Source organism: Streptomyces gilvosporeus (genome assembly GCF_002082195.1).
Lineage (GTDB): Bacteria > Actinomycetota > Actinomycetes > Streptomycetales > Streptomycetaceae > Streptomyces > Streptomyces gilvosporeus.
On sequence record NZ_CP020569.1, the window covers coordinates 2,603,992 to 2,620,731 of the forward strand.

At 72.7% G+C, this 16,740-nt stretch carries 17 protein-coding genes; 10 read left to right on the top strand and 7 right to left on the bottom strand.

Annotation, left to right across the window (positions count from 1 at the left end; translation table 11 throughout):
* Positions 1-309: 309 nt before the first annotated feature.
* Entirely contained in the window at positions 310-1,398 is a 1,089-nt protein-coding gene (locus B1H19_RS11425) for an amidohydrolase family protein (protein WP_083104512.1), read from the bottom strand.
* Positions 1,399-1,871: 473 nt separating this feature from the next.
* Here B1H19_RS11425 and ectA point away from each other — a divergent pair, with 473 nt between their 5' ends.
* The 4 genes from ectA to thpD all read left to right on the top strand — a co-directional run bounded on the left by ectA (position 1,872) and on the right by thpD (position 5,410).
* Positions 1,872-2,438, top strand: coding sequence for a diaminobutyrate acetyltransferase (gene ectA, locus B1H19_RS11430; protein ID WP_083104513.1), 567 nt, complete (start codon positions 1,872-1,874; stop codon positions 2,436-2,438).
* A 213-nt stretch (positions 2,439-2,651) separates the two neighbouring features.
* Positions 2,652-3,920 (top strand): diaminobutyrate--2-oxoglutarate transaminase, encoded by a 1,269-nt coding sequence (gene ectB, locus B1H19_RS11435; RefSeq protein WP_083104514.1) that lies wholly within the window; start codon positions 2,652-2,654, stop codon positions 3,918-3,920.
* A gap of 72 nt (positions 3,921-3,992) precedes the next feature.
* The gene (locus tag B1H19_RS11440) at positions 3,993-4,409 is read left to right on the top strand and encodes an ectoine synthase (protein ID WP_030071371.1); all 417 of its coding nucleotides are present in this window, start codon (positions 3,993-3,995) and stop codon (positions 4,407-4,409) included.
* Positions 4,410-4,510: 101 nt separating this feature from the next.
* On the top strand, positions 4,511-5,410 hold the full coding sequence (gene thpD / locus B1H19_RS11445; RefSeq protein WP_083104515.1) for an ectoine hydroxylase: 900 nt from the start codon (positions 4,511-4,513) through the stop codon (positions 5,408-5,410).
* A 119-nt stretch (positions 5,411-5,529) separates the two neighbouring features.
* On the opposite strand, the gene B1H19_RS11450 is transcribed toward thpD, so the two are convergent.
* The 3 genes from B1H19_RS11450 to B1H19_RS11460 form a co-directional block, all read right to left on the bottom strand.
* The gene (locus tag B1H19_RS11450; protein WP_083104516.1) at positions 5,530-6,600 is read right to left on the bottom strand and encodes an alkene reductase; all 1,071 of its coding nucleotides are present in this window, start codon (positions 6,598-6,600) and stop codon (positions 5,530-5,532) included.
* Positions 6,601-6,678: 78 nt separating this feature from the next.
* A complete protein-coding gene (locus tag B1H19_RS11455; protein ID WP_083104517.1) occupies positions 6,679-7,743 on the bottom strand; it encodes an aminotransferase class V-fold PLP-dependent enzyme in 1,065 nt (354 codons plus the stop codon).
* A gap of 51 nt (positions 7,744-7,794) precedes the next feature.
* On the bottom strand, positions 7,795-8,499 hold the full coding sequence (locus tag B1H19_RS11460; protein WP_083104518.1) for a DsbA family oxidoreductase: 705 nt from the start codon (positions 8,497-8,499) through the stop codon (positions 7,795-7,797).
* A gap of 114 nt (positions 8,500-8,613) precedes the next feature.
* On the opposite strand from B1H19_RS11460, the gene B1H19_RS11465 reads away from it, so the two are divergent.
* Positions 8,614-9,279: a class I SAM-dependent methyltransferase gene (locus tag B1H19_RS11465; RefSeq protein ID WP_083104519.1), complete on the top strand. Its 666-nt coding sequence runs from the start codon at positions 8,614-8,616 to the stop codon at positions 9,277-9,279.
* Here the strand turns inward: B1H19_RS11465 and B1H19_RS11470 are convergent.
* Together B1H19_RS11470 and B1H19_RS11475 are read right to left on the bottom strand one after the other, a co-directional pair.
* Complete coding sequence (locus B1H19_RS11470) at positions 9,245-9,772, bottom strand: GNAT family N-acetyltransferase (protein ID WP_083104520.1); 528 nt, start codon at positions 9,770-9,772, stop codon at positions 9,245-9,247. The two genes, B1H19_RS11465 and B1H19_RS11470, sit on opposite strands and share 35 nt — an antisense overlap.
* Before the next feature lie 4 nt (positions 9,773-9,776).
* Positions 9,777-11,327 (bottom strand): aldehyde dehydrogenase (NADP(+)), encoded by a 1,551-nt coding sequence (locus tag B1H19_RS11475; protein WP_083104521.1) that lies wholly within the window; start codon positions 11,325-11,327, stop codon positions 9,777-9,779.
* A 120-nt stretch (positions 11,328-11,447) separates the two neighbouring features.
* Between B1H19_RS11475 and B1H19_RS11480 the strand changes: the two genes are divergently transcribed.
* Together B1H19_RS11480 and B1H19_RS11485 are read left to right on the top strand one after the other, a co-directional pair.
* Complete coding sequence (locus B1H19_RS11480) at positions 11,448-12,218, top strand: IclR family transcriptional regulator (protein WP_083104522.1); 771 nt, start codon at positions 11,448-11,450, stop codon at positions 12,216-12,218.
* A 175-nt stretch (positions 12,219-12,393) separates the two neighbouring features.
* Positions 12,394-12,990: a hypothetical protein gene (locus B1H19_RS11485; RefSeq protein WP_083104523.1), complete on the top strand. Its 597-nt coding sequence runs from the start codon at positions 12,394-12,396 to the stop codon at positions 12,988-12,990.
* A 38-nt stretch (positions 12,991-13,028) separates the two neighbouring features.
* On the opposite strand, the gene B1H19_RS11490 is transcribed toward B1H19_RS11485, so the two are convergent.
* Positions 13,029-13,973 (bottom strand): 5-dehydro-4-deoxyglucarate dehydratase, encoded by a 945-nt coding sequence (locus tag B1H19_RS11490; protein WP_083104524.1) that lies wholly within the window; start codon positions 13,971-13,973, stop codon positions 13,029-13,031.
* 180 nt (positions 13,974-14,153) lie between these two features.
* Here B1H19_RS11490 and B1H19_RS11495 point away from each other — a divergent pair, with 180 nt between their 5' ends.
* The 3 genes from B1H19_RS11495 to B1H19_RS11505 all read left to right on the top strand — a co-directional run bounded on the left by B1H19_RS11495 (position 14,154) and on the right by B1H19_RS11505 (position 16,733).
* Entirely contained in the window at positions 14,154-14,963 is an 810-nt protein-coding gene (locus B1H19_RS11495; RefSeq protein WP_083104525.1) for an NAD-dependent epimerase/dehydratase family protein, read from the top strand.
* 168 nt (positions 14,964-15,131) lie between these two features.
* Positions 15,132-15,404 (top strand): GlsB/YeaQ/YmgE family stress response membrane protein, encoded by a 273-nt coding sequence (locus B1H19_RS11500; protein WP_083104526.1) that lies wholly within the window; start codon positions 15,132-15,134, stop codon positions 15,402-15,404.
* Between the two features lie 108 nt (positions 15,405-15,512).
* Entirely contained in the window at positions 15,513-16,733 is a 1,221-nt protein-coding gene (locus tag B1H19_RS11505; RefSeq protein WP_083104527.1) for a TerD family protein, read from the top strand.
* Positions 16,734-16,740 lie beyond the last annotated feature (7 nt).

Consider the following 16,740-nt stretch of genomic DNA (forward strand, 5'->3'; position numbering starts at 1 on the left):
CCGTTGCGCCTGCGGCGAGCTGTGCCTCCCCCAGCTAACGCTGGGAGGTGCCCCCAGCGCGGGGCTGTCCGGCAGCGGCACCGGCCCTACACGGCTCCGCCGCTACGGCCCGGCACCTCCCTGTTGGGGGTGGAAAAAGACGGTGGGGGCGGACCACCGGCCTTCTTCCCCTCCCCCCGTCGGGAGGGGACGCACCGGAGGACGAAGTCCGCAGGGGCGGCACCGCAGCCGACACACAACCCCCGCCCGCCGCAGGCGAAACGGCGAGAACACCTACGGCGGGACGGCCGACAACGTGGGGAGAAACCTCTACCGGCACTGACCCCGAAGAACCACCACGCGCGGCGCCGCCAGCACGCGGACGTCCTCGCGCGGATCGGATTCGTAGACCACCAGGTCGGCGGGGGCGCCCTCGGTGAGGCCCGGGCGCCCGAGCCACTCTCGGGCGCCCCACGTGGTGGCAGAGAGCGCCGCTTCGGCGGGCAGGCCGGCCTTCATGAGCTCGGCGACCTCGTCGGCCACCAGGCCGTGCGGGAGGGAGCCGCCGGCGTCGGTGCCGGCGTAGATCGGGACGCCGGCGTCGTAGGCGGCCCGGACGGTGTCGTAGCGGCGGGCGTGCAGGCGGCGCATGTGGTCGGCCCACTTGGGGAACTTCGCCGCGCCGCCGTCGGCGAGCCGCGGGAAGGTGGCGATGTTGACGAGGGTGGGGACGATCGCGACGCCGCGTTCGGCGAACAGCGGGATGGTGTCCTCGGTCAGGCCCGTGGCGTGCTCGATGCAGTCGATACCGGCCTCGACGAGCGGGGCGAGGGTCTCCTCGGCGAAGCAGTGGGCGGTGACGCGGGCCCCGAGGCGGTGCGCCTCGGCGATGGCGGCCTCGACGGCGCCGCGCGGCCAGCAGGCGCTCAGGTCGCCGGTCGAGCGGTCGATCCAGTCGCCGACGAGCTTGACCCAGCCGTCGCCGCGGCGGGCCTCCTGGGCGACGTAGGCGACCAGGTCGTCCGGCTCGATCTCGTGGGCGTAGTTGCGGATGTAGCGCTTGGTACGCGCGATGTGACGGCCGGCGCGGATGATGCGGGGCAGGTCGTCACGGTCGTCGATCCAGCGGGTATCGGACGGTGACCCTGCGTCGCGGATCAGCAGGGTCCCGGCATCACGGTCGGTGAGCGCCTGCTTCTCGCTGGTCTCGGCGTCGACCGGGCCGTGTGCGTCGAGGCCGACATGGCAGTGGGCGTCGACCAGGCCCGGCAGGACCCAGCCCTCGACGGTGGTGACCTCCCGCATCCCACTGGGCCGTTCGAACGTCACCCGACCGCCGAGAACCCACAGCTCGTCGCGTACGTCGTCCGGCCCGGTCAGGACCCTCCCCTTGAGGTGCAGCGCCGCACCTTCGCTCATGGACGTCATACAGGCACTGTAGGGCGCGGCCCCCTGCGGCCGGGGTGCCACCGGCCAGGGCCGCCCCAGGGGCGCTGCGCGGGCGTCGCCGCCGTAATTCGCCGGTGGTTTCCCGGAAACCCGTGCGACTACCCGGATTTCCTTCCCGCACACCGTGGCGCAGAGCTTCCGGTTGCGAATTCCCAATTCTTCAGAAGCCAGCTTCCCGTATTCTTCTGCCCGCTTTCGCGCAGCTCAAACGCCAAGATTTCGCTAGTGGCAATCAGCCAGAATTCGGACGGATCTCAGCGGCGTTACGGAGCTGTGACCGACTACACAGGGTGCCCGTTTCACCCCAAACTTCCGGGGCAAATCGGTACATACCGCTACCGCATCGCGCGCTCGTACGCACCCGCGCGATAACACAGATGGATCGCTTGCGTAACCCCTGCCCGCGATGCAATTTCCTTTTTCCCTCGGTAAATTTAATTCCCATGACCGCCGCACAAGCAGACCATGCACGTGCCCACAGCGATATCAGAGAATTGCCGGAGGGCTTCAAGCTCGACACCCCACGCATGGAGGACGGAGCCGCGATCTGGCGTATCGCCCGCGACTCCAGGACTCTGGACCTCAACTCCTCCTACAGCTACCTGCTGTGGTGTCGTGACTTCGCCGCCACCTCCGTCGTCGCCCGCGACGCGGAGGGCGAGCCGGCTGCCTTCGTCACCGGCTACATCCGCCCCGAGCGCCCAGAGACCCTCGTGGTCTGGCAGGTCGCCGTCGATGACGCGCACCGTGGCCAGGGGCTGGCGGCCGCTCTCCTGGACGGGCTGACCACCCGCGCTGTGAACGACCTGGGCGTCCGCTACGTCGAGACCACCATCACGCCGGACAACGCCGCCTCCATGCGGCTGTTCGCGTCCTTCGCCGAGCGCCACAGAACCGGGCTCCGGCACGAGGTGCTCTTCGACGCCGGACTCTTCCCCGAGCAGGGCCACGAGCCAGAGGTGCTGCACCTCATAGGCCCGTTCGAGGCGCCACCGGGACGCATGGACTGACCGGGCCCCGGCGGGCAGCAGGACCGGCACCGAACGCCGCGCCCTGTGCGCCCGCGCCCGTGCGGCAGGCCGTATCCGTACGGCCCCACCGTGCAGGGCCCACGGGACCGGAAGTCGCGCACCGCACGCCCCCCGTGCCGAGCCGCGCCGGACCCGCCGCCCCGCCCCCACAGACTTCGCACCTTCTCCGCACTCATCTCCCTGGAGCTTGCCGTGACCATCACCCAGCCCGACCTGAGCGTCTTCGAGACCGTGGAGTCGGAGGTCCGTAGCTACTGCCGCGGCTGGCCGACCGTGTTCGACCGTGCGCAGGGCAGCCGGATGACCGACGAGGACGGCCACAGCTACCTCGACTTCTTCGCCGGTGCCGGATCACTGAACTACGGCCACAACAATCCGGTCCTCAAACGCGCCCTGATCGACTACATCGAGCGGGACGGCGTCACCCACGGCCTGGACATGTCGACCACGGCCAAGCGGGCGTTCCTGGAGTCGTTCCAGAACATCATCCTGCGGCCGCGTGACCTGCCCTACAAGGTCATGTTCCCGGGCCCGACGGGCACCAACGCGGTCGAGGCCGCGCTGAAGCTGGCCCGCAAGGTCAAGGGCCGCGAGTCGATCGTGTCCTTCACCAACGCCTTCCACGGCATGTCGCTGGGCTCGCTCGCCGTCACCGGCAACGCGTTCAAGCGGGCCGGCGCCGGTATCCCGCTGGTGCACGGCACGCCGATGCCGTTCGACAACTACCTCGACGGCCAGACCCCCGACTTCATCTGGTTCGAGCGTCTCCTGGAGGACTCCGGTTCGGGCCTGAACCAGCCCGCCGCCGTCATCGTCGAGACCGTGCAGGGCGAGGGCGGGATCAACGTCGCCCGCGCCGAGTGGCTGCGTCAGCTCGCCGAGGTGTGCAAGCGCTGGGACATGCTGCTCATCGTGGACGACATCCAGATGGGCTGCGGCCGCACCGGTGCCTTCTTCTCCTTCGAGGAGGCGGGCATCGTGCCGGACATCGTCACCGTCTCGAAGTCCATCAGCGGCTACGGGCTGCCGCTGGCGCTGACCCTGTTCAAGCCGGAGCTGGACGTCTGGGAGCCGGGCGAGCACAACGGCACCTTCCGCGGCAACAACCCGGCCTTCGTCACCGCCGCCGCCGCGCTCGACACGTACTGGGCCGACGGGCAGATGGAGAAGCAGACGCTCGCCCGCGGCGAGATCGTCGAGGAGCACCTCAAGGCGATCGTCGAGGAGCACCCGGGGGCCTTCACCGAGTACCGCGGCCGCGGTCTGGTGTGGGGCATGGAGTGCGTCGACAAGAGCCTTGCCAACAAGATCGCCAAGCGCGCCTTCGAGCTGGGTCTGCTGATCGAGACCTCCGGCCCGGAGAGCGAGGTCGTCAAACTGCTTCCGGCGCTGACGACCACACCCGAGGAGCTGGACGAGGGCCTGCGGACCCTCGCCCGCGCGGTCCGCGACTGCGCCTGACCGCGCCCCGGGCCGGCCGGACCCCCGGCCGGCCCCGGTTCCCCGACCGTTTCACAGAAAGGCACGACCACCGTGATCGTCCGATCCTTCAAGGACATCGAGGGCACCGACCGCCACGTCAAGGCCAAATCGGGCACCTGGGAGAGCAAGCGCATCGTGCTCGCCAAGGAGCGCGTCGGCTTCTCCCTGCACGAGACCGTGCTCTACGCGGGCACCGAGACGTCGATGTGGTACGCCAACCACATCGAGGCGGTCGTCTGCACCGAGGGCGAGGCCGAGTTGACCAATGACGAGACCGGCGAGAAGCACCTGATCACGCCGGGCGTGATGTACCTGCTCGACGGCCACGAGAAGCACACCATGCGGATCAAGAAGGACTTCCGCTGCCTGTGCGTCTTCAACCCGCCGGTCACCGGCCGCGAGGACCACGACGAGAACGGCGTCTACCCGCTGCTGACCGAACCCGAGGCGGAGCCCGACCTGGTCTGACCAGGTCGGCGCGTCACCCGTCTGCTCCGTCCGGCAGCCGAGAGGAACGCAACACCGGCAAGTAGCTGATAGCACGTACGAGAGGAGAGGAAGGCAACACCATGACCACCGCACCCGAGCGCACCGCCGACCTGTACCCGACCCGTGGGGCCGCCGAGGTTCTCACTCCGCGGCAGGACCCGGTGGTGTGGTCGCAGCCCGGAGCGGCCGGCCCCTTCGCGCCGTCCGAGCTGAGCGACTTCGAACGCGACGGCTTCTTCGCCATCGAGGAACTCATCACGCCCGACGAAGTCGCGGTGTACCGAGCCGAACTGGACCGGCTGGTGAACGACCCGGAGATGCGGTCCAACCCGCGCTCCATCGTCGAACCCACGACTCAGGACGTCCGGTCCGTCTTCGAGGTGCACAAGATCAGCGAGGTGTTCGCCAAGCTGGTCTCCGATCCGCGCGTGGTGGGCCGCGCGCGGCAGATCCTCGGCTCGGACGTCTACGTCCACCAGTCGCGGATCAACGTCAAGCCGGGCTTCGGTGCGTCCGGCTTCTACTGGCACTCGGACTTCGAGACCTGGCATTCCGAGGACGGTCTGCCCCGGATGCGGACGGTGTCCGTCTCGATCGCGCTGACCGAGAACTACGCCACCAACGGCGGGCTGATGATCATGCCCGGCTCGCACCGGACGTTCCTGGGCTGCGCCGGTGAGACGCCCAAGGACAACTACAAGAAGTCGCTCCAGATGCAGGACGCGGGAACGCCGTCGGACGACGCGCTGACCAAGCTGGCCGAAGCGCACGGCATCAAGCTGTTCACCGGCCGGGCCGGTTCGGCGACGTGGTTCGACTGCAACTGCATGCACGGCTCGGGCGACAACATCACGCCCTTCCCGCGCAGCAACGTGTTCATCGTGTTCAACAGCGTGGAGAACGCCGCGGAGGAGCCGTTCGCGGCGCCGGTCCGGCGCCCGGACTACATCGGTGCGCGGGACTTCACGCCGGTGAAGTAGCCCGGTACGGCACGGGATTCGGTGGCGCGGCCGCCGCACGGGACAGGTCCGTGCGGCGGCCGCGCCGTTGTCGTCACGGGCGGGTGGCGCGCGGCCGTCGCCGTTCTCGTTGCCGTCGGTCAGTCGTCGAGCGCCGGGTAGTCGAGGTAGCCGCTGTCGTCGCCCCCGTAGAAGCTCGCCCGGTCGGGGGTGTTGAACGGGCCGCCGAGGGCGAGGCGGCGGGGCAGGTCGGGGTTGGCCAGGAACTGCCGTCCGAAGGCCAGCAGATCGGCGCTGCCGTCCTCGATCAGGCCCAGGTCCGCAAGGCCCGTGGGGCGGTCGCCGCTGGCCGGATTGAGGACGAAGGTGCCGGTGAAGTGCTTGCGCAGCCGGGCCAGCAGCTCGCGGTCGGGGACGTCGCAGACGTGCAGATAGGCCAGGCCCAGCGGTTCGACGGCTTGGAGCAGGGCGGTGTACTGCGCCTCGGGGTCGGGCTCGTCGATGCCGTTGAAGGGGTTGCCGGGCGAGAGGCGCAGACCGGTGCGGTGCGCGCCGACGGCCTCGGCCACCGCACGGGTCACCGCCACCGCGAAGCGGTTGCGCCGCTCGGCGTCGCCGCCCCATGCGTCCGTGCGCCGGTTGCTGTTGGGCGCGAGGAACTGGTGCACCAGATAGCCGTTGGCGCCGTGGATCTCCACGCCGTCGAAGCCCGCCTCCAGGGCGTTGCGGGCGGCCGCGGCGAAACCGTCGACGGTCTCGTGGATCTCCGCGTCGGTCAGCTCGCGCGGGGTGACGCAGTCCTTCAACCCGTCCTCGGTGAAGACCTGGCCGTCGGCGGCCACCGGGGAGGGGCCCACCGGTATCAGGCCGTCCGGCAGCAGCACCGGATGGCCTATCCGGCCGCCGTGCCACAGCTGCGCGAAGATCCGGCCGCCCGCCTCGTGCACCGCATCGGTCACCCGGCGCCACCCGGCGACCTGGGCGGGAGTGTGCAGGCCGGGGGTGAACGGGTAGCCCTGGCCGACGACGGCGGTCTGGGTGGCCTCGGTGACGATCAGTCCGGCACCGGCGCGCTGGGCGTAGTAGGCGACCATCGAGTCGGTGGGCACCCCGCCGCCCCCGGTGGCGCGGTTTCTGGTCATCGGCGCCATCACGATGCGGTTGGCGAGCGGCAGGCCGGCGAGGTCTACGGGGTCGAACGCGGTGGTCACTGAGGCCCTTTCAACTGCTGTGAGTGTGCTGGCCCTTGTGTCAGCGCACGGCCGGGCGCGGGTATTCCCCGGCGCCGTTCAGATCAGCTTCAGCAACCGGTCGACGTCGTCGGCGGAGTTGTAGAGGTGGAAGGCCGCCCGCAACAGCCCCTCGCGCACCGCGACCTGCACACCGGCTCCGGTCAGCCGCGGCTCCGCGTCCGTCAGACCCGGTGTGGAGACGATCGCCGAGCCGGGCGCGGGGCGGGGCACCAGGCCGCGTTCGGCCAGCCCGGCGCGGTAGCGGTCGGCGAGCGCGGTGTTGTGGGCGTGGATCGCCGCCACGCCCAGCTCCTCGATGAGCGCCAGCGACCGCTCGGCGGCGACATACGAGAAGTGGGCGTGCGGTTCGTCGTAGCGCCGGGCACCGGGGGCCGTCCGCAGCAGCGGGCCGTAGTTCGACGCGGCGAGGTCCTCGCCGGCCACCCAGCCCGCATGCAGCGCCTCGGGCCATGCCTCGCCGCCCGAGGTGCCCTCGCGTCCGAACGCCAGGAAGGTCGTACCGCGCGGGCACAGCAGCCATTTGAAGGCGCCGCACACGACGTGGTCGAAGTCGTCGGCGCGCAGCGGCAGCCAGCCCGCGGCCTGGGTGACGTCGAGATACGTCCGCGCCCCATGGGTCCGCGCGGCCTCCCGTACGGCCGCCAGGTCCGCGATCCGGCCGTCCAGCGACTGCACCGCGCTGAACGCGACCAGCGCGGTCCCCGGCCGGACCTCCTCGGCGAGCCGCTCCAGCGGTACGGTGCGCAGCGTGAGGCCGGGGCGGACGGCGAGCGGATTGACCAGGGAGCTGAAGTCGCCTTCGGGGGCCAGCACTTCGGAGCCGGGTGGCAGGGAGGCGGCGATCAGCGCGGACTGCACCGCGACCGAACCGCCGACGGCTACCCGCTCCTCGGGGAGGCCGACCAGCCGGGCGAAGGCGGCCCGAGAGGCGGCCGCGGGTCCGAAGTAGTCGCGGCCCATGGTCCCGTAGGAGGCCGATTCGTCGAGGGCGGCCCGCAGCGCATCGGCGCTGCTGCGCGGGAGCAGGCCGCTGGCCGCGGTGTTCAGATACGTCGTCTCGGGCGCGAATTCCGCCCCGCCCAGTGGCGCAGGTCGCTGCATGCTCCCACTGTGCGGGACGGTCCGTGCCGCGTCCATGGCACCGCCCGCCACTCAGCTGCCGGGCACCGCGCAGCCGTCGTCCCCGCACACTCCGGCCTCCTCGGCCGCCAACACCTGGACGGCCCCGTCGGCGTGGGCCCGCTCCAGCGCCTGCCGGAAGACCTCGGCGGGCTGGCCGCCCGAGATGCCGTACCTGCGGTCGATGACGAAGAACGGCACACCGGTGGCGCCCAGCTCCGCCGCCTCGCGCTCGTCGGCGCGTACGTCCTGGGCGTACGCCTCGGGATCGGCCAGCACCCGGGCGGCCTCCTCGGCGGGCACCCCGGCCGCGACGGCGATCTCGGTGAGCACCGCGGGGTCGGCGAGCGGGCGGGCCTCGGCGAAGTTGGCTCGGTAGAGGGCGTCGAGCAGCGCGTCCTGGACGCCGTGTGCGTGGGCCAGATGCAGCAGGCGGTGCAGATCGAAGGTGTTGCCGTGGATCCGGTCGGAGCGGTAGTCCAGGCCCTCCCCGGCCGCCGCCTCGGCCACCCGGGCCTCCATGGCCTCGGCCTGCGCGCGGCTGACGCCGTACTTGGCGGCGAGCATGTCGAGCACGGGCACATCGGTGGCCGCGGGCGCCGCGGGGTCCAGCTCGAAGGACCGGTGCACCACCTCGACGCTCTCCCGCTGCGCGAACGCGGCGAGCCCGGCCTCGAAGCGGGCCTTGCCGATGTAGCACCAGGGGCAGGCGATGTCGGACCAGATTTCCACGCGCATGGGGCTTGCTTTCCTCGTTCGGTTCCCGTTGCCGGGTGCGGACCTGCCGCCTCGCCGGCGGACGCCGGTACAACCCGAGGGTGCCGCCGGCTATTCCCCGGGTACGGTCCGGGCATGACCTCGTCACGGGATGCGGGCGGATTCTGGGAGACCACCGGTGCCGCCAAGACCTTCACCCATCCGCTCGACCCGGAGCTGCTGGAGGAGTTCGTGCCCCTGGGCGCGCGGGTGCTGGACTACGGCTGCGGGTACGGCCGGCTGACGGCCGAGCTGGTCGGGCTCGGGTACCGGTCGGTGTGCGGGGTGGACTTCTCGGCGGCGCTGGTGGAGCGGGGGCGGCGGGCGCATCCGGGGGTGGAGCTGCTGCACTGCCCGGGGTTTCCGCTGCCGTTCGAGGATGCGGCGTTCGATGCGGCGCTGCTGTTCGCGGTGCTGACGTGTGTGACCGGGGACGCGGACCAGGAGCGGATCGTGGGGGAGCTGGGGCGGCTGGTGCGGCCCGGCGGCGTGCTGTATCTGAGCGATGTGCCGTTGCAGAGCGATCCGCTCAACCGGGAGCGCTACGAGCGGTTCGCCGGGCGGCACGGCACGTACGGGGTGTTCGAGACGCCCGACGGCGGGGTGTTCCGGCACCATCCGCCGCAGCGGCTGCGGGAGCTGGTGGGCGCGGCCGGCTTCGTGGTGGTGCAGGAGCGGCAGGACATCGTGGGCACGCTGGACGGCCGTACCGTCGGGCGGCTCCAGCTCATTGCGCGGCGGGAGCCGTCAGCGGGAGCGTGAGGGCGAGGTGAGTGGCGTCGGGGGCGGGGCGGCGCCGCGGGTCGGGCCGCCAGCCCAGGCGGGTGTAGAAGGAGCGGGCCCGGTGGTTGTGCCACAGGACGTCGAGGACCGCACGGGAGCAGCCCGCCGCGCGCCAGGCGTGCAGGCAGGCGGTGTGCAGGGAGCGGCCGACGCCGGTGCCCCAGTGGCCAGGGTCGACGTGCAGCTGGTGGAGTTCGGCGGTGGCGGGGCCGTGGACGTCCTGGCGGTAGGCGGCGGCGCCGACGACGGTGTCCTGGCGTACGGCGCACAGGACGGGGGTGCCCTCGGGGCCGAGGACGCGGTGCCAGGCGGTGTGCAGCCGGGTGTGTTCGGCGGCGGTGTCGAAGGGCGCGTCGGGGAAGCGGGCGCGCTGGTAGGCGGCGCGGGCGGCGGTGTGCAGGCGGGCGATGGCCTCCAGGTCCGCGGGGCCGGCGGCGCGGACCTGGAGGGTTCTCTCGTGCGGTGCGGGCACGCCGTTACCCGCTCTCGGGGCGGCCGTCGACGCGGCGGGGCAGGCCGAGCGGGTTGTCCTCGCGCAGCTCGGGCGGGAGCAGGGCGGGCGGGGTGTCCTGGTGGACGACCGGGCGCAGCCAGCGTTCGACGGCGGCGGAGCCGACGGAGGTGGCGGTGGAGGTGGTCGCCGGGTAGGGGCCGCCGTGGTGCTGGGCGGGTGCGACGGCGACGCCGGTGGGCCAGCCGTTGACGACGACGCGTCCGGCGAGCGGGGTGACGTCGGTGAGCAGCCGGGCGCCGCGTCCGGCCGGGTCCGTCCCGGCGCTCTCCGCCTCGCCGAGGTGGAGGGTGGCGGTGAGGGTGCCGGTCAGGCGGGCGAGGACGGCGGCGATCTCGGCGTCGTCGGTGTAGCGGACGAGGACGGTGACCGGGCCGAAGCACTCCTCCAGGAGGAGGTCGTGCGGCCCTTCGGCGGCCAGGCGGGCCGCCGGGACGGTGAGGAAGCCCGCGCTGACGGTGTGCTCCCCGCCCGCGCCCGGGGTCACCGGTGCGTCGACGCCGGGGAGCCGGCCGCGGCTGCTGACGCCGTCGAGGAACGCCTGCCGCATCCGCCGGTCGAGCAGGACGCCCGCCTCGGTGTTGCTGACGGCATCGGTCAGCGCCTTGAGCAGCCGGTCGCCGTGGTCGCCCGCGGGCGCGAGGACCAGTCCGGGCTTGACGCAGAACTGGCCGGTGCCGAGGGTCATCGATCCGGCGAGCCCGGCGCCGATCTGCTCGGCCCGTTCGGCAGCCGCGGCCTCGGTGATCACGACGGGGTTGAGGCTGCCCAGTTCGCCGTGGAAGGGGATGGGGTGCGGGCGGGCCGCGGCGGCGTCGTGCAGGGCGCGTCCGCCGCGTACCGAGCCGGTGAAGCCCGCGGCGGTGATCAGCGGATGGCGGACGAGGTCGAGACCGGCCTGGAAGCCGTGGACCAGGCCCACCACGCCCTCGGGCACACCGGTCTCGGCGGCGGCGCGGCGCAGCAGGGCGGCGCACAGTTCGGAGGTGGCCGGGTGGTCGGGGTGTGCCTTGACGACGACGGGGCAGCCGGCCGCCAGCGCGCTGGCGGTGTCGCCGCCGGGGACGGAGAAGGCGAGCGGGAAGTTGGAGGCGGCGTAGACCGCGACGGTGCCCAGCGGGATCTTGTAGCGGCGCAGATCGGGCCGCGGCGGGGCGAGGGCGGGATCGGCGTGGTCGATCCGTACGTCGAGGAAGGCGCCCTCGTCCACGCTGTCGGCGAAGGCCCGCAGCTGGTAGGTGGTGCGGGCCAGTTCGGCGGTGAGCCGGCCGGGGCCGAGTGCGGTCTCCGCGTCGGCGGCCTCGATGACCGCCTCGCCCGCCTCGTCGAGCAGATCGGCGGCGCGGCGCAGCAGCGCGGCGCGCTGGGGGCGGCCGGCCAGCGCCGTACGCGCCTGATGGGCGGCCCGTACGGTCTGCTCCACCTCTGCCGCTGTGGCCTCCACCGCAACCTGTTCGCGCCGCTTCCCGGTTCGGGGGTCGACGCTCCAGACTGGTGCCGCTGCCGCTGTTGCCACCGTGCATTCCTCCCGCAAGAACACTTGCCGCACCCTGGACGCCGTTCGATATGCTGAACGATGTCCCAGATGCTGAATAACTGGGACTCTATGGCGGTCCGAACTGAGGGGTCAAGGGCGATGTCAGCTGCCGATACCGGTGGATCGCAGGTCAAGTCCGCCGTGCGGACGGTGGAGCTGCTGGAGTACTTCGCGGGCCGCCCCGGTATGCACAGCCTCGCCGCCGTCCAGGAGGCCGTCGGCTACCCCAAGTCCAGCCTCTACATGCTGCTGCGCACCCTGGTCGAGCTGGGCTGGGTCGAGACCGATGCGACCGGGACCCGCTACGGGATCGGCGTGCGCGCCCTCCTGGTCGGCACCTCGTACATCGACGGCGACGAGGTGGTGGCCGCCGCCCGGCCCACGCTGGACCGGCTCTCGGACGACACCACTGAGACCATCCACCTCGCCCGCCTCGACGGCACCAATGTCGTCTATCTGGCCACCCGTCAGTCGCAGCACCATCTGCGCCCCTTCGCCCGGGTCGGCCGCCGGCTGCCCGCGCACTCCACGTCGCTCGGCAAGGCGCTGCTCGCCACGTACACCGACGACCAGGTCCGCGGCATGCTGCCGCCGACCCTCGCCGCGCTGACCGAGCACACGATCACCGACCGCGAGGCGCTGATCGAGGAACTGCACGCGGTGCGCGAACAGGGCTATGCGGTCGACCGCGAGGAGAACACCCTGGGCCTGCGCTGCTTCGGCATCGCGATCCCCTACCGCACGCCGGCGCGCGACGCGATCAGCTGCTCGGTCCCGGTGGCCCGGCTCACCCCGGACCACGAGCAGATGATCAAGGACCTGCTGTTCGACGCCCGCGACCGGCTGACGCTGGCCACCCGCCGGCTCTGAGGCGGCGCCCGCCGCGCCCCACGCCCCCGCGCGGCGCCGCGGCCGTCACCCGTTCGTCCCGGCCGGACGGGCCCGCCCGCCGCCGGGGCGATTAGCTCGGAGACCACAAGGTGCGGGCCTCCCTCCCCGCGGCACAACGGCGTGCCGCAGGCCGCGCTCCGTGGAGGTCCCTGCCATGCGCACCCCGCGATCCTGGCGCCTGCCCCGGCTGGTCACCGGCGCCGCGCTGTCCGCCGCGGTGTTCGGCCTGGCCGCGCCCGCCGTGTCCGCCGGTGACTTCGGCGAGGTGGAGGCCACCCCGCAGCCGGCCCGGGCGGGCGCGCGGGTGTCGCTGGCCACCCGCGACTGCGGGCGCAGCCGTTCGGCGACCATCGACGCCAGCGCGCTGGGCGGGGGCACCCTCACCCTGCGGCCCGCGGGCGACGGGGGCGCGCTGGTCGGCGAGCTGAGCCTGCGGCCGGACACCCGGCCGGGCAACTACGGCATCGGCGGCAGCTGCGCCGACGGCAAGGACCTCACCGGCATGGTCAGCGCGGCCCGCGGTGGGGGCGGCGAACAGCCGGGCCCGGCCGGCGCCGGGCCGGACGAGAGCGCCGAGCACGCCGCCACCAGGCCCGGCCCCAAGCCTCGGGGCGGAATGCGGACCGGCGCCGGCACCCCTGCCGAACGCCCCGGCACCACCGAGGTCCTCCTGGGCACGGCCCTGATGCTGGCCGCCGCCGGGGGCGGCACCTGGGTACTGCGACGGCGTCACCGCCGCGGCGGGAACTGAGCGGCCCCGGCCGGGGCGGCGTCGAAGGGCGCCGCGCCTCATGCCCCCGGGGCGGCCGCGGCCAGGTCCCGCCCGCGCCCGATCAGCCGGGCCAGCCGCTCGATGTGCACCGGGTCGGGCGCCTCCAGCGGCGGCCGGACCTCGCCGACGTCCCGGCCGCGCAGCCGCACCCCGGCCTTGACCAGCGAGACGGCGTATCCGCGGCCCTGGGAGCGCAGTTCGGCCAGCGGCCGGTAGAAGCCGTCCAGGAGGCGGCCGACGGTGTCCTGGTCGCCGGCGAGCAGGGCCCGGCGAAAGGCGAGGGCGATCTCGGGGGCGAAGGCGAAGACGGCGGAGGAGTACCGGCGCACGCCCAGGCCGAGATAGGCGGGGGCGGTCAGTTCGGCGGTGGGCAGGCCGTTGAAGCAGAGGAAGTCCTCGCCGGGGGCCTCGGTGCGCACCGCGCCGAGGATGCGCTGGAGCAGATCGAGGTCGCCCAGGCCGTCCTTGAGGCCGATGATGCCCGGCGTGCCGGCCAGGGCGACGACGGTGGCGGGTTCGAAGACGACGGTGTCGCGCTGGTAGACGATGACCGGAAGCGGTGTGGCGGCGGCGAGTTGGCGGTAGTGCCGCAGCAGGCCCCGCTGCCCGGCGACGACGAGGTACGGGGGCATGGCGAGCAGCCCGTCGGCGCCCGCCTCGTGCGCCAGGCGGGCGAACTGCACGGCGAGCGCGGTGCCGTAGCCCGCTCCGGCGATCACCGGGACGCGGCCCGCGGCCTCCTCGACCGCGACGGCGACGCATGCGGCGCATTCGTCCGGAGTCAGCGCGTGGAACTCGCCGGTGCCGCAACAGGCGAAGACGGCACCCGCGCCCGCCGCGATCCCGTCGCGCACATGACCCCGGAACGCCTCCAGGTCCACGGCGCCGTCCGGTGCGAAGGCGGTCACGGGGAAGAACAGCGGCCCGTCGAGACGGTCGGCGAGCCGGGGGTGCGCGGTCATGGTCCCTCCCTGACGAATGCGTGCGGCGCCCCGGTCGGAACGCACGTCACATGGCTGACGGCAAGCGGATTCACCGCGCCGGTCAAGTGTCTTGACCGGGTGTGCCCGCCTTCCTAGCGTGCCCACGCATGTGAATGCCAGCCATCCATACGGCCATCCGGTCGCGAAGGAGTCCCGCCCATGCCCGCACCCCGCACCGTTCTGCTCACCGGCGCCGCCGGCGGTCTCGGCACCCTGATGCGCGAGCTGCTGCCCCCGTACGGCTACCGGCTCCGGCTCTTCGACCGGCGGCCGGTCGACGGCGCACCGGATGCCGTCATCGCCGACCTGAGCGACAAGGAGGCGCTGCGCGCGGCCGTGGCCGGGGTCGACGCCATCGTGCATCTCGCGGGGATCTCCCTGGAGGCCCCGTTCGAGAAGATCCTGCGGTCCAACATCGGGGGCACCTACCACCTCTACGAGGCGGCCCGCGAAGCCGGGGTCCGCCGGGTCGTCTTCGCCTCCTCCAACCACGCCGTCGGCTTCACCCCGCGCCCCGAGGACGGCTCCGCAGCCATCCCCGTGAACACCCCGCGCCGCCCCGACACCTACTACGGCCTGTCCAAGGGCTTCGGAGAGGACCTGGCGTCCCTCTACTGGGATCTGCACGGCATCGAGACCGTCTCGGTGCGCATCGGCTCCTGCTACCCCGCGCCCACCTCCGTGCGGATGCTGTCGATCTGGCTGAGCCCCGGCGACTGCGCCCGCCTGCTGCACGCCGCCCTCACCGCCCCCGGTGTCGGCCACACCGTCGTCTACGGCTCCTCCGCCAACACCCGCCTGTGGTGGGACCTGTCCGCCGCCCGCGCCCTCGGCTACGACCCCCAGGACGACTCCGAGCCGTACGCCGCCGAACTGCTCGCCGCCCAGGGGCCACTCGACCCCGCCAACCCCGAACACGCCCACCTGGGCGGCGCCTTCTGCACCGACCCGCCCCGGTGGCCGCACTGAACCGGGGGCGGTGACGGGGGCGCGGGGGCCCCGTGAACCGGCCGCCGGGAACGTGGCGCGCACCACGCCGTGCAACCGGTCCGCTTCCGGCGACGTCCTCGTGTACGGACCGGCCCGCAGGGCAGGAACCTTTTGGCGGGACCTCACGGCAGGAACGAGGAAGGCATCATGGGCATCATCACGTGGCTCGTACTGGGGCTGATCGCGGGCCTGGCGGCCAAGATCCTGCTGCCGGGGCGGGATCCGGGCGGCGTGGTCGGCACGACCCTGATCGGTATCGCCGGCTCGTTCATCGGCGGCTGGCTGTCCACGAAGTTCCTGCACCGCCCGATCCCCCAGAACATCGGCGAACCGTCCATGTGGATCGCCGCGATCGCCGGCTCCCTGGTCCTGCTGATCGCCTACCGCCTGCTGTTCGGCAACTCCCGCGAACGGCGCTGAGAACGGCCGACGGGCGCGCAACCGGGAACGGCGGCGCCCTGGTGCGCCGTTGACGGCGAGTAATGGAACCGCAAAGGCGCGCCGTTCGTTACCCCTGATATGACCGCTATGACTCCCGGCTCGAACCTCCCGCTCACCACGGCGCGGGTGGCGGTGGATGTCACCGCCCCCGCGCGACTGGATGTCTCGGGCCTGCTGCTCACCGCCCACGGCAAGGTGCGCTCCGACGCGGACTTCGTCTTCTACAACCAGCCCGGCGGCCCCGGGGTGACGCACTCCGCGGCGGCCGGCGGCCGCGGCGACACCATCACGGTGGACACCGCGGCGGTGCCCGCGGAGATCGAGAAGATCGTGGTCACCGCGAGCCTCGACGCACCCGGCGCCACCTTCGCGGGCACCGAGCCGACCGGCACGGTCCGCAGCGCCGACGACGGCAGCGTGCTCGCCACCTTCACCCCGCCGCGGCTGGGCCCGGAGACCGCGCTGGTCGTCATGGAGATCTACCGCCGCAACGGCGCCTGGAAGGTCCGCGCGGTCGGCCAGGGCTACGCCAACGGGCTCGCCGGGATCGCCACCGACTTCGGCGTGACCGTGGACGAACCGGCCGCCGCCCCGCAGACGCCGCCGGCCCCGGCCGCGCCGCCCGCCCCCGCCGCTCCCCCGGTGGCGCCCGCCCCGGCCCAGGCCGCCCCGCCCGCGCCGCCGGCTCCGCCCGCGCCGGCCCCCGCGGCCCCCGCGGCCCCGGGCACCGGCAAGGTCAACCTCGACAAGGGCCGGGTCAGCCTCCGGAAGAACCAGACCGTCTCCCTCATCAAGGGCGGCCGGCCGCTGCTCGGTTCGGTCTCCATGGGCCTGGGCTGGGAGCCCGCCTACCGGGGCAAGGACATCGACCTCGACGCGTCCGTGATCGCCTACGGCCCGGACCGCAAGAAGATCGACAACTGCTTCTTCGGCAAGCTGATGATCCTCAACGGTGCCATCCAGCACTCCGGCGACAACCTCACCGGCGACGGCTCCGGCGACGACGAGTCCATCACCGTCCACCTCGGCGGCCTCCCCCAGGAGGTCACCGGCCTGGTCTTCACCGTGAACTCCTTCTCCGGCCAGAAGTTCTCCGACGTCGCCAAGGCGTACTGCCGGCTGTCGGACGCGACCACCGGCGAGGAACTGGTCCGCTTCGACCTCACCCACGGCGAGCCGCGCACCGGCGTGCTGATGGCCAAGCTCATCCGCCAGTTCTCCGGCGAATGGGAGATGACCGCGATGGGCGAGTTCGTCGACGCCCGCACCGTGCGCGGCATGATCAAACCGGGCGCCGCGGCCCTGTGACCCCGGC

Excerpts from the sequence above, each read along its gene's own strand:
- B1H19_RS11425 (WP_083104512.1), bottom strand. The coding sequence starts at position 1,398 with ATGAGCGAAGGTGCGGCGCTGCACCTCAAGGGGAGGGTCCTGACCGGG.
- ectA (WP_083104513.1), top strand. The coding sequence starts at position 1,872 with ATGACCGCCGCACAAGCAGACCATGCACGTGCCCACAGCGATATCAGA.
- thpD (WP_083104515.1), top strand. The coding sequence starts at position 4,511 with ATGACCACCGCACCCGAGCGCACCGCCGACCTGTACCCGACCCGTGGG.
- B1H19_RS11455 (WP_083104517.1), bottom strand. The coding sequence starts at position 7,743 with ATGCAGCGACCTGCGCCACTGGGCGGGGCGGAATTCGCGCCCGAGACG.
- B1H19_RS11460 (WP_083104518.1), bottom strand. The coding sequence starts at position 8,499 with ATGCGCGTGGAAATCTGGTCCGACATCGCCTGCCCCTGGTGCTACATC.
- B1H19_RS11465 (WP_083104519.1), top strand. The coding sequence starts at position 8,614 with ATGACCTCGTCACGGGATGCGGGCGGATTCTGGGAGACCACCGGTGCC.
- B1H19_RS11480 (WP_083104522.1), top strand. The coding sequence starts at position 11,448 with ATGTCAGCTGCCGATACCGGTGGATCGCAGGTCAAGTCCGCCGTGCGG.
- B1H19_RS11485 (WP_083104523.1), top strand. The coding sequence starts at position 12,394 with ATGCGCACCCCGCGATCCTGGCGCCTGCCCCGGCTGGTCACCGGCGCC.
- B1H19_RS11490 (WP_083104524.1), bottom strand. The coding sequence starts at position 13,973 with ATGACCGCGCACCCCCGGCTCGCCGACCGTCTCGACGGGCCGCTGTTC.
- B1H19_RS11495 (WP_083104525.1), top strand. The coding sequence starts at position 14,154 with ATGCCCGCACCCCGCACCGTTCTGCTCACCGGCGCCGCCGGCGGTCTC.
- B1H19_RS11500 (WP_083104526.1), top strand. The coding sequence starts at position 15,132 with ATGGGCATCATCACGTGGCTCGTACTGGGGCTGATCGCGGGCCTGGCG.
- B1H19_RS11505 (WP_083104527.1), top strand. The coding sequence starts at position 15,513 with ATGACTCCCGGCTCGAACCTCCCGCTCACCACGGCGCGGGTGGCGGTG.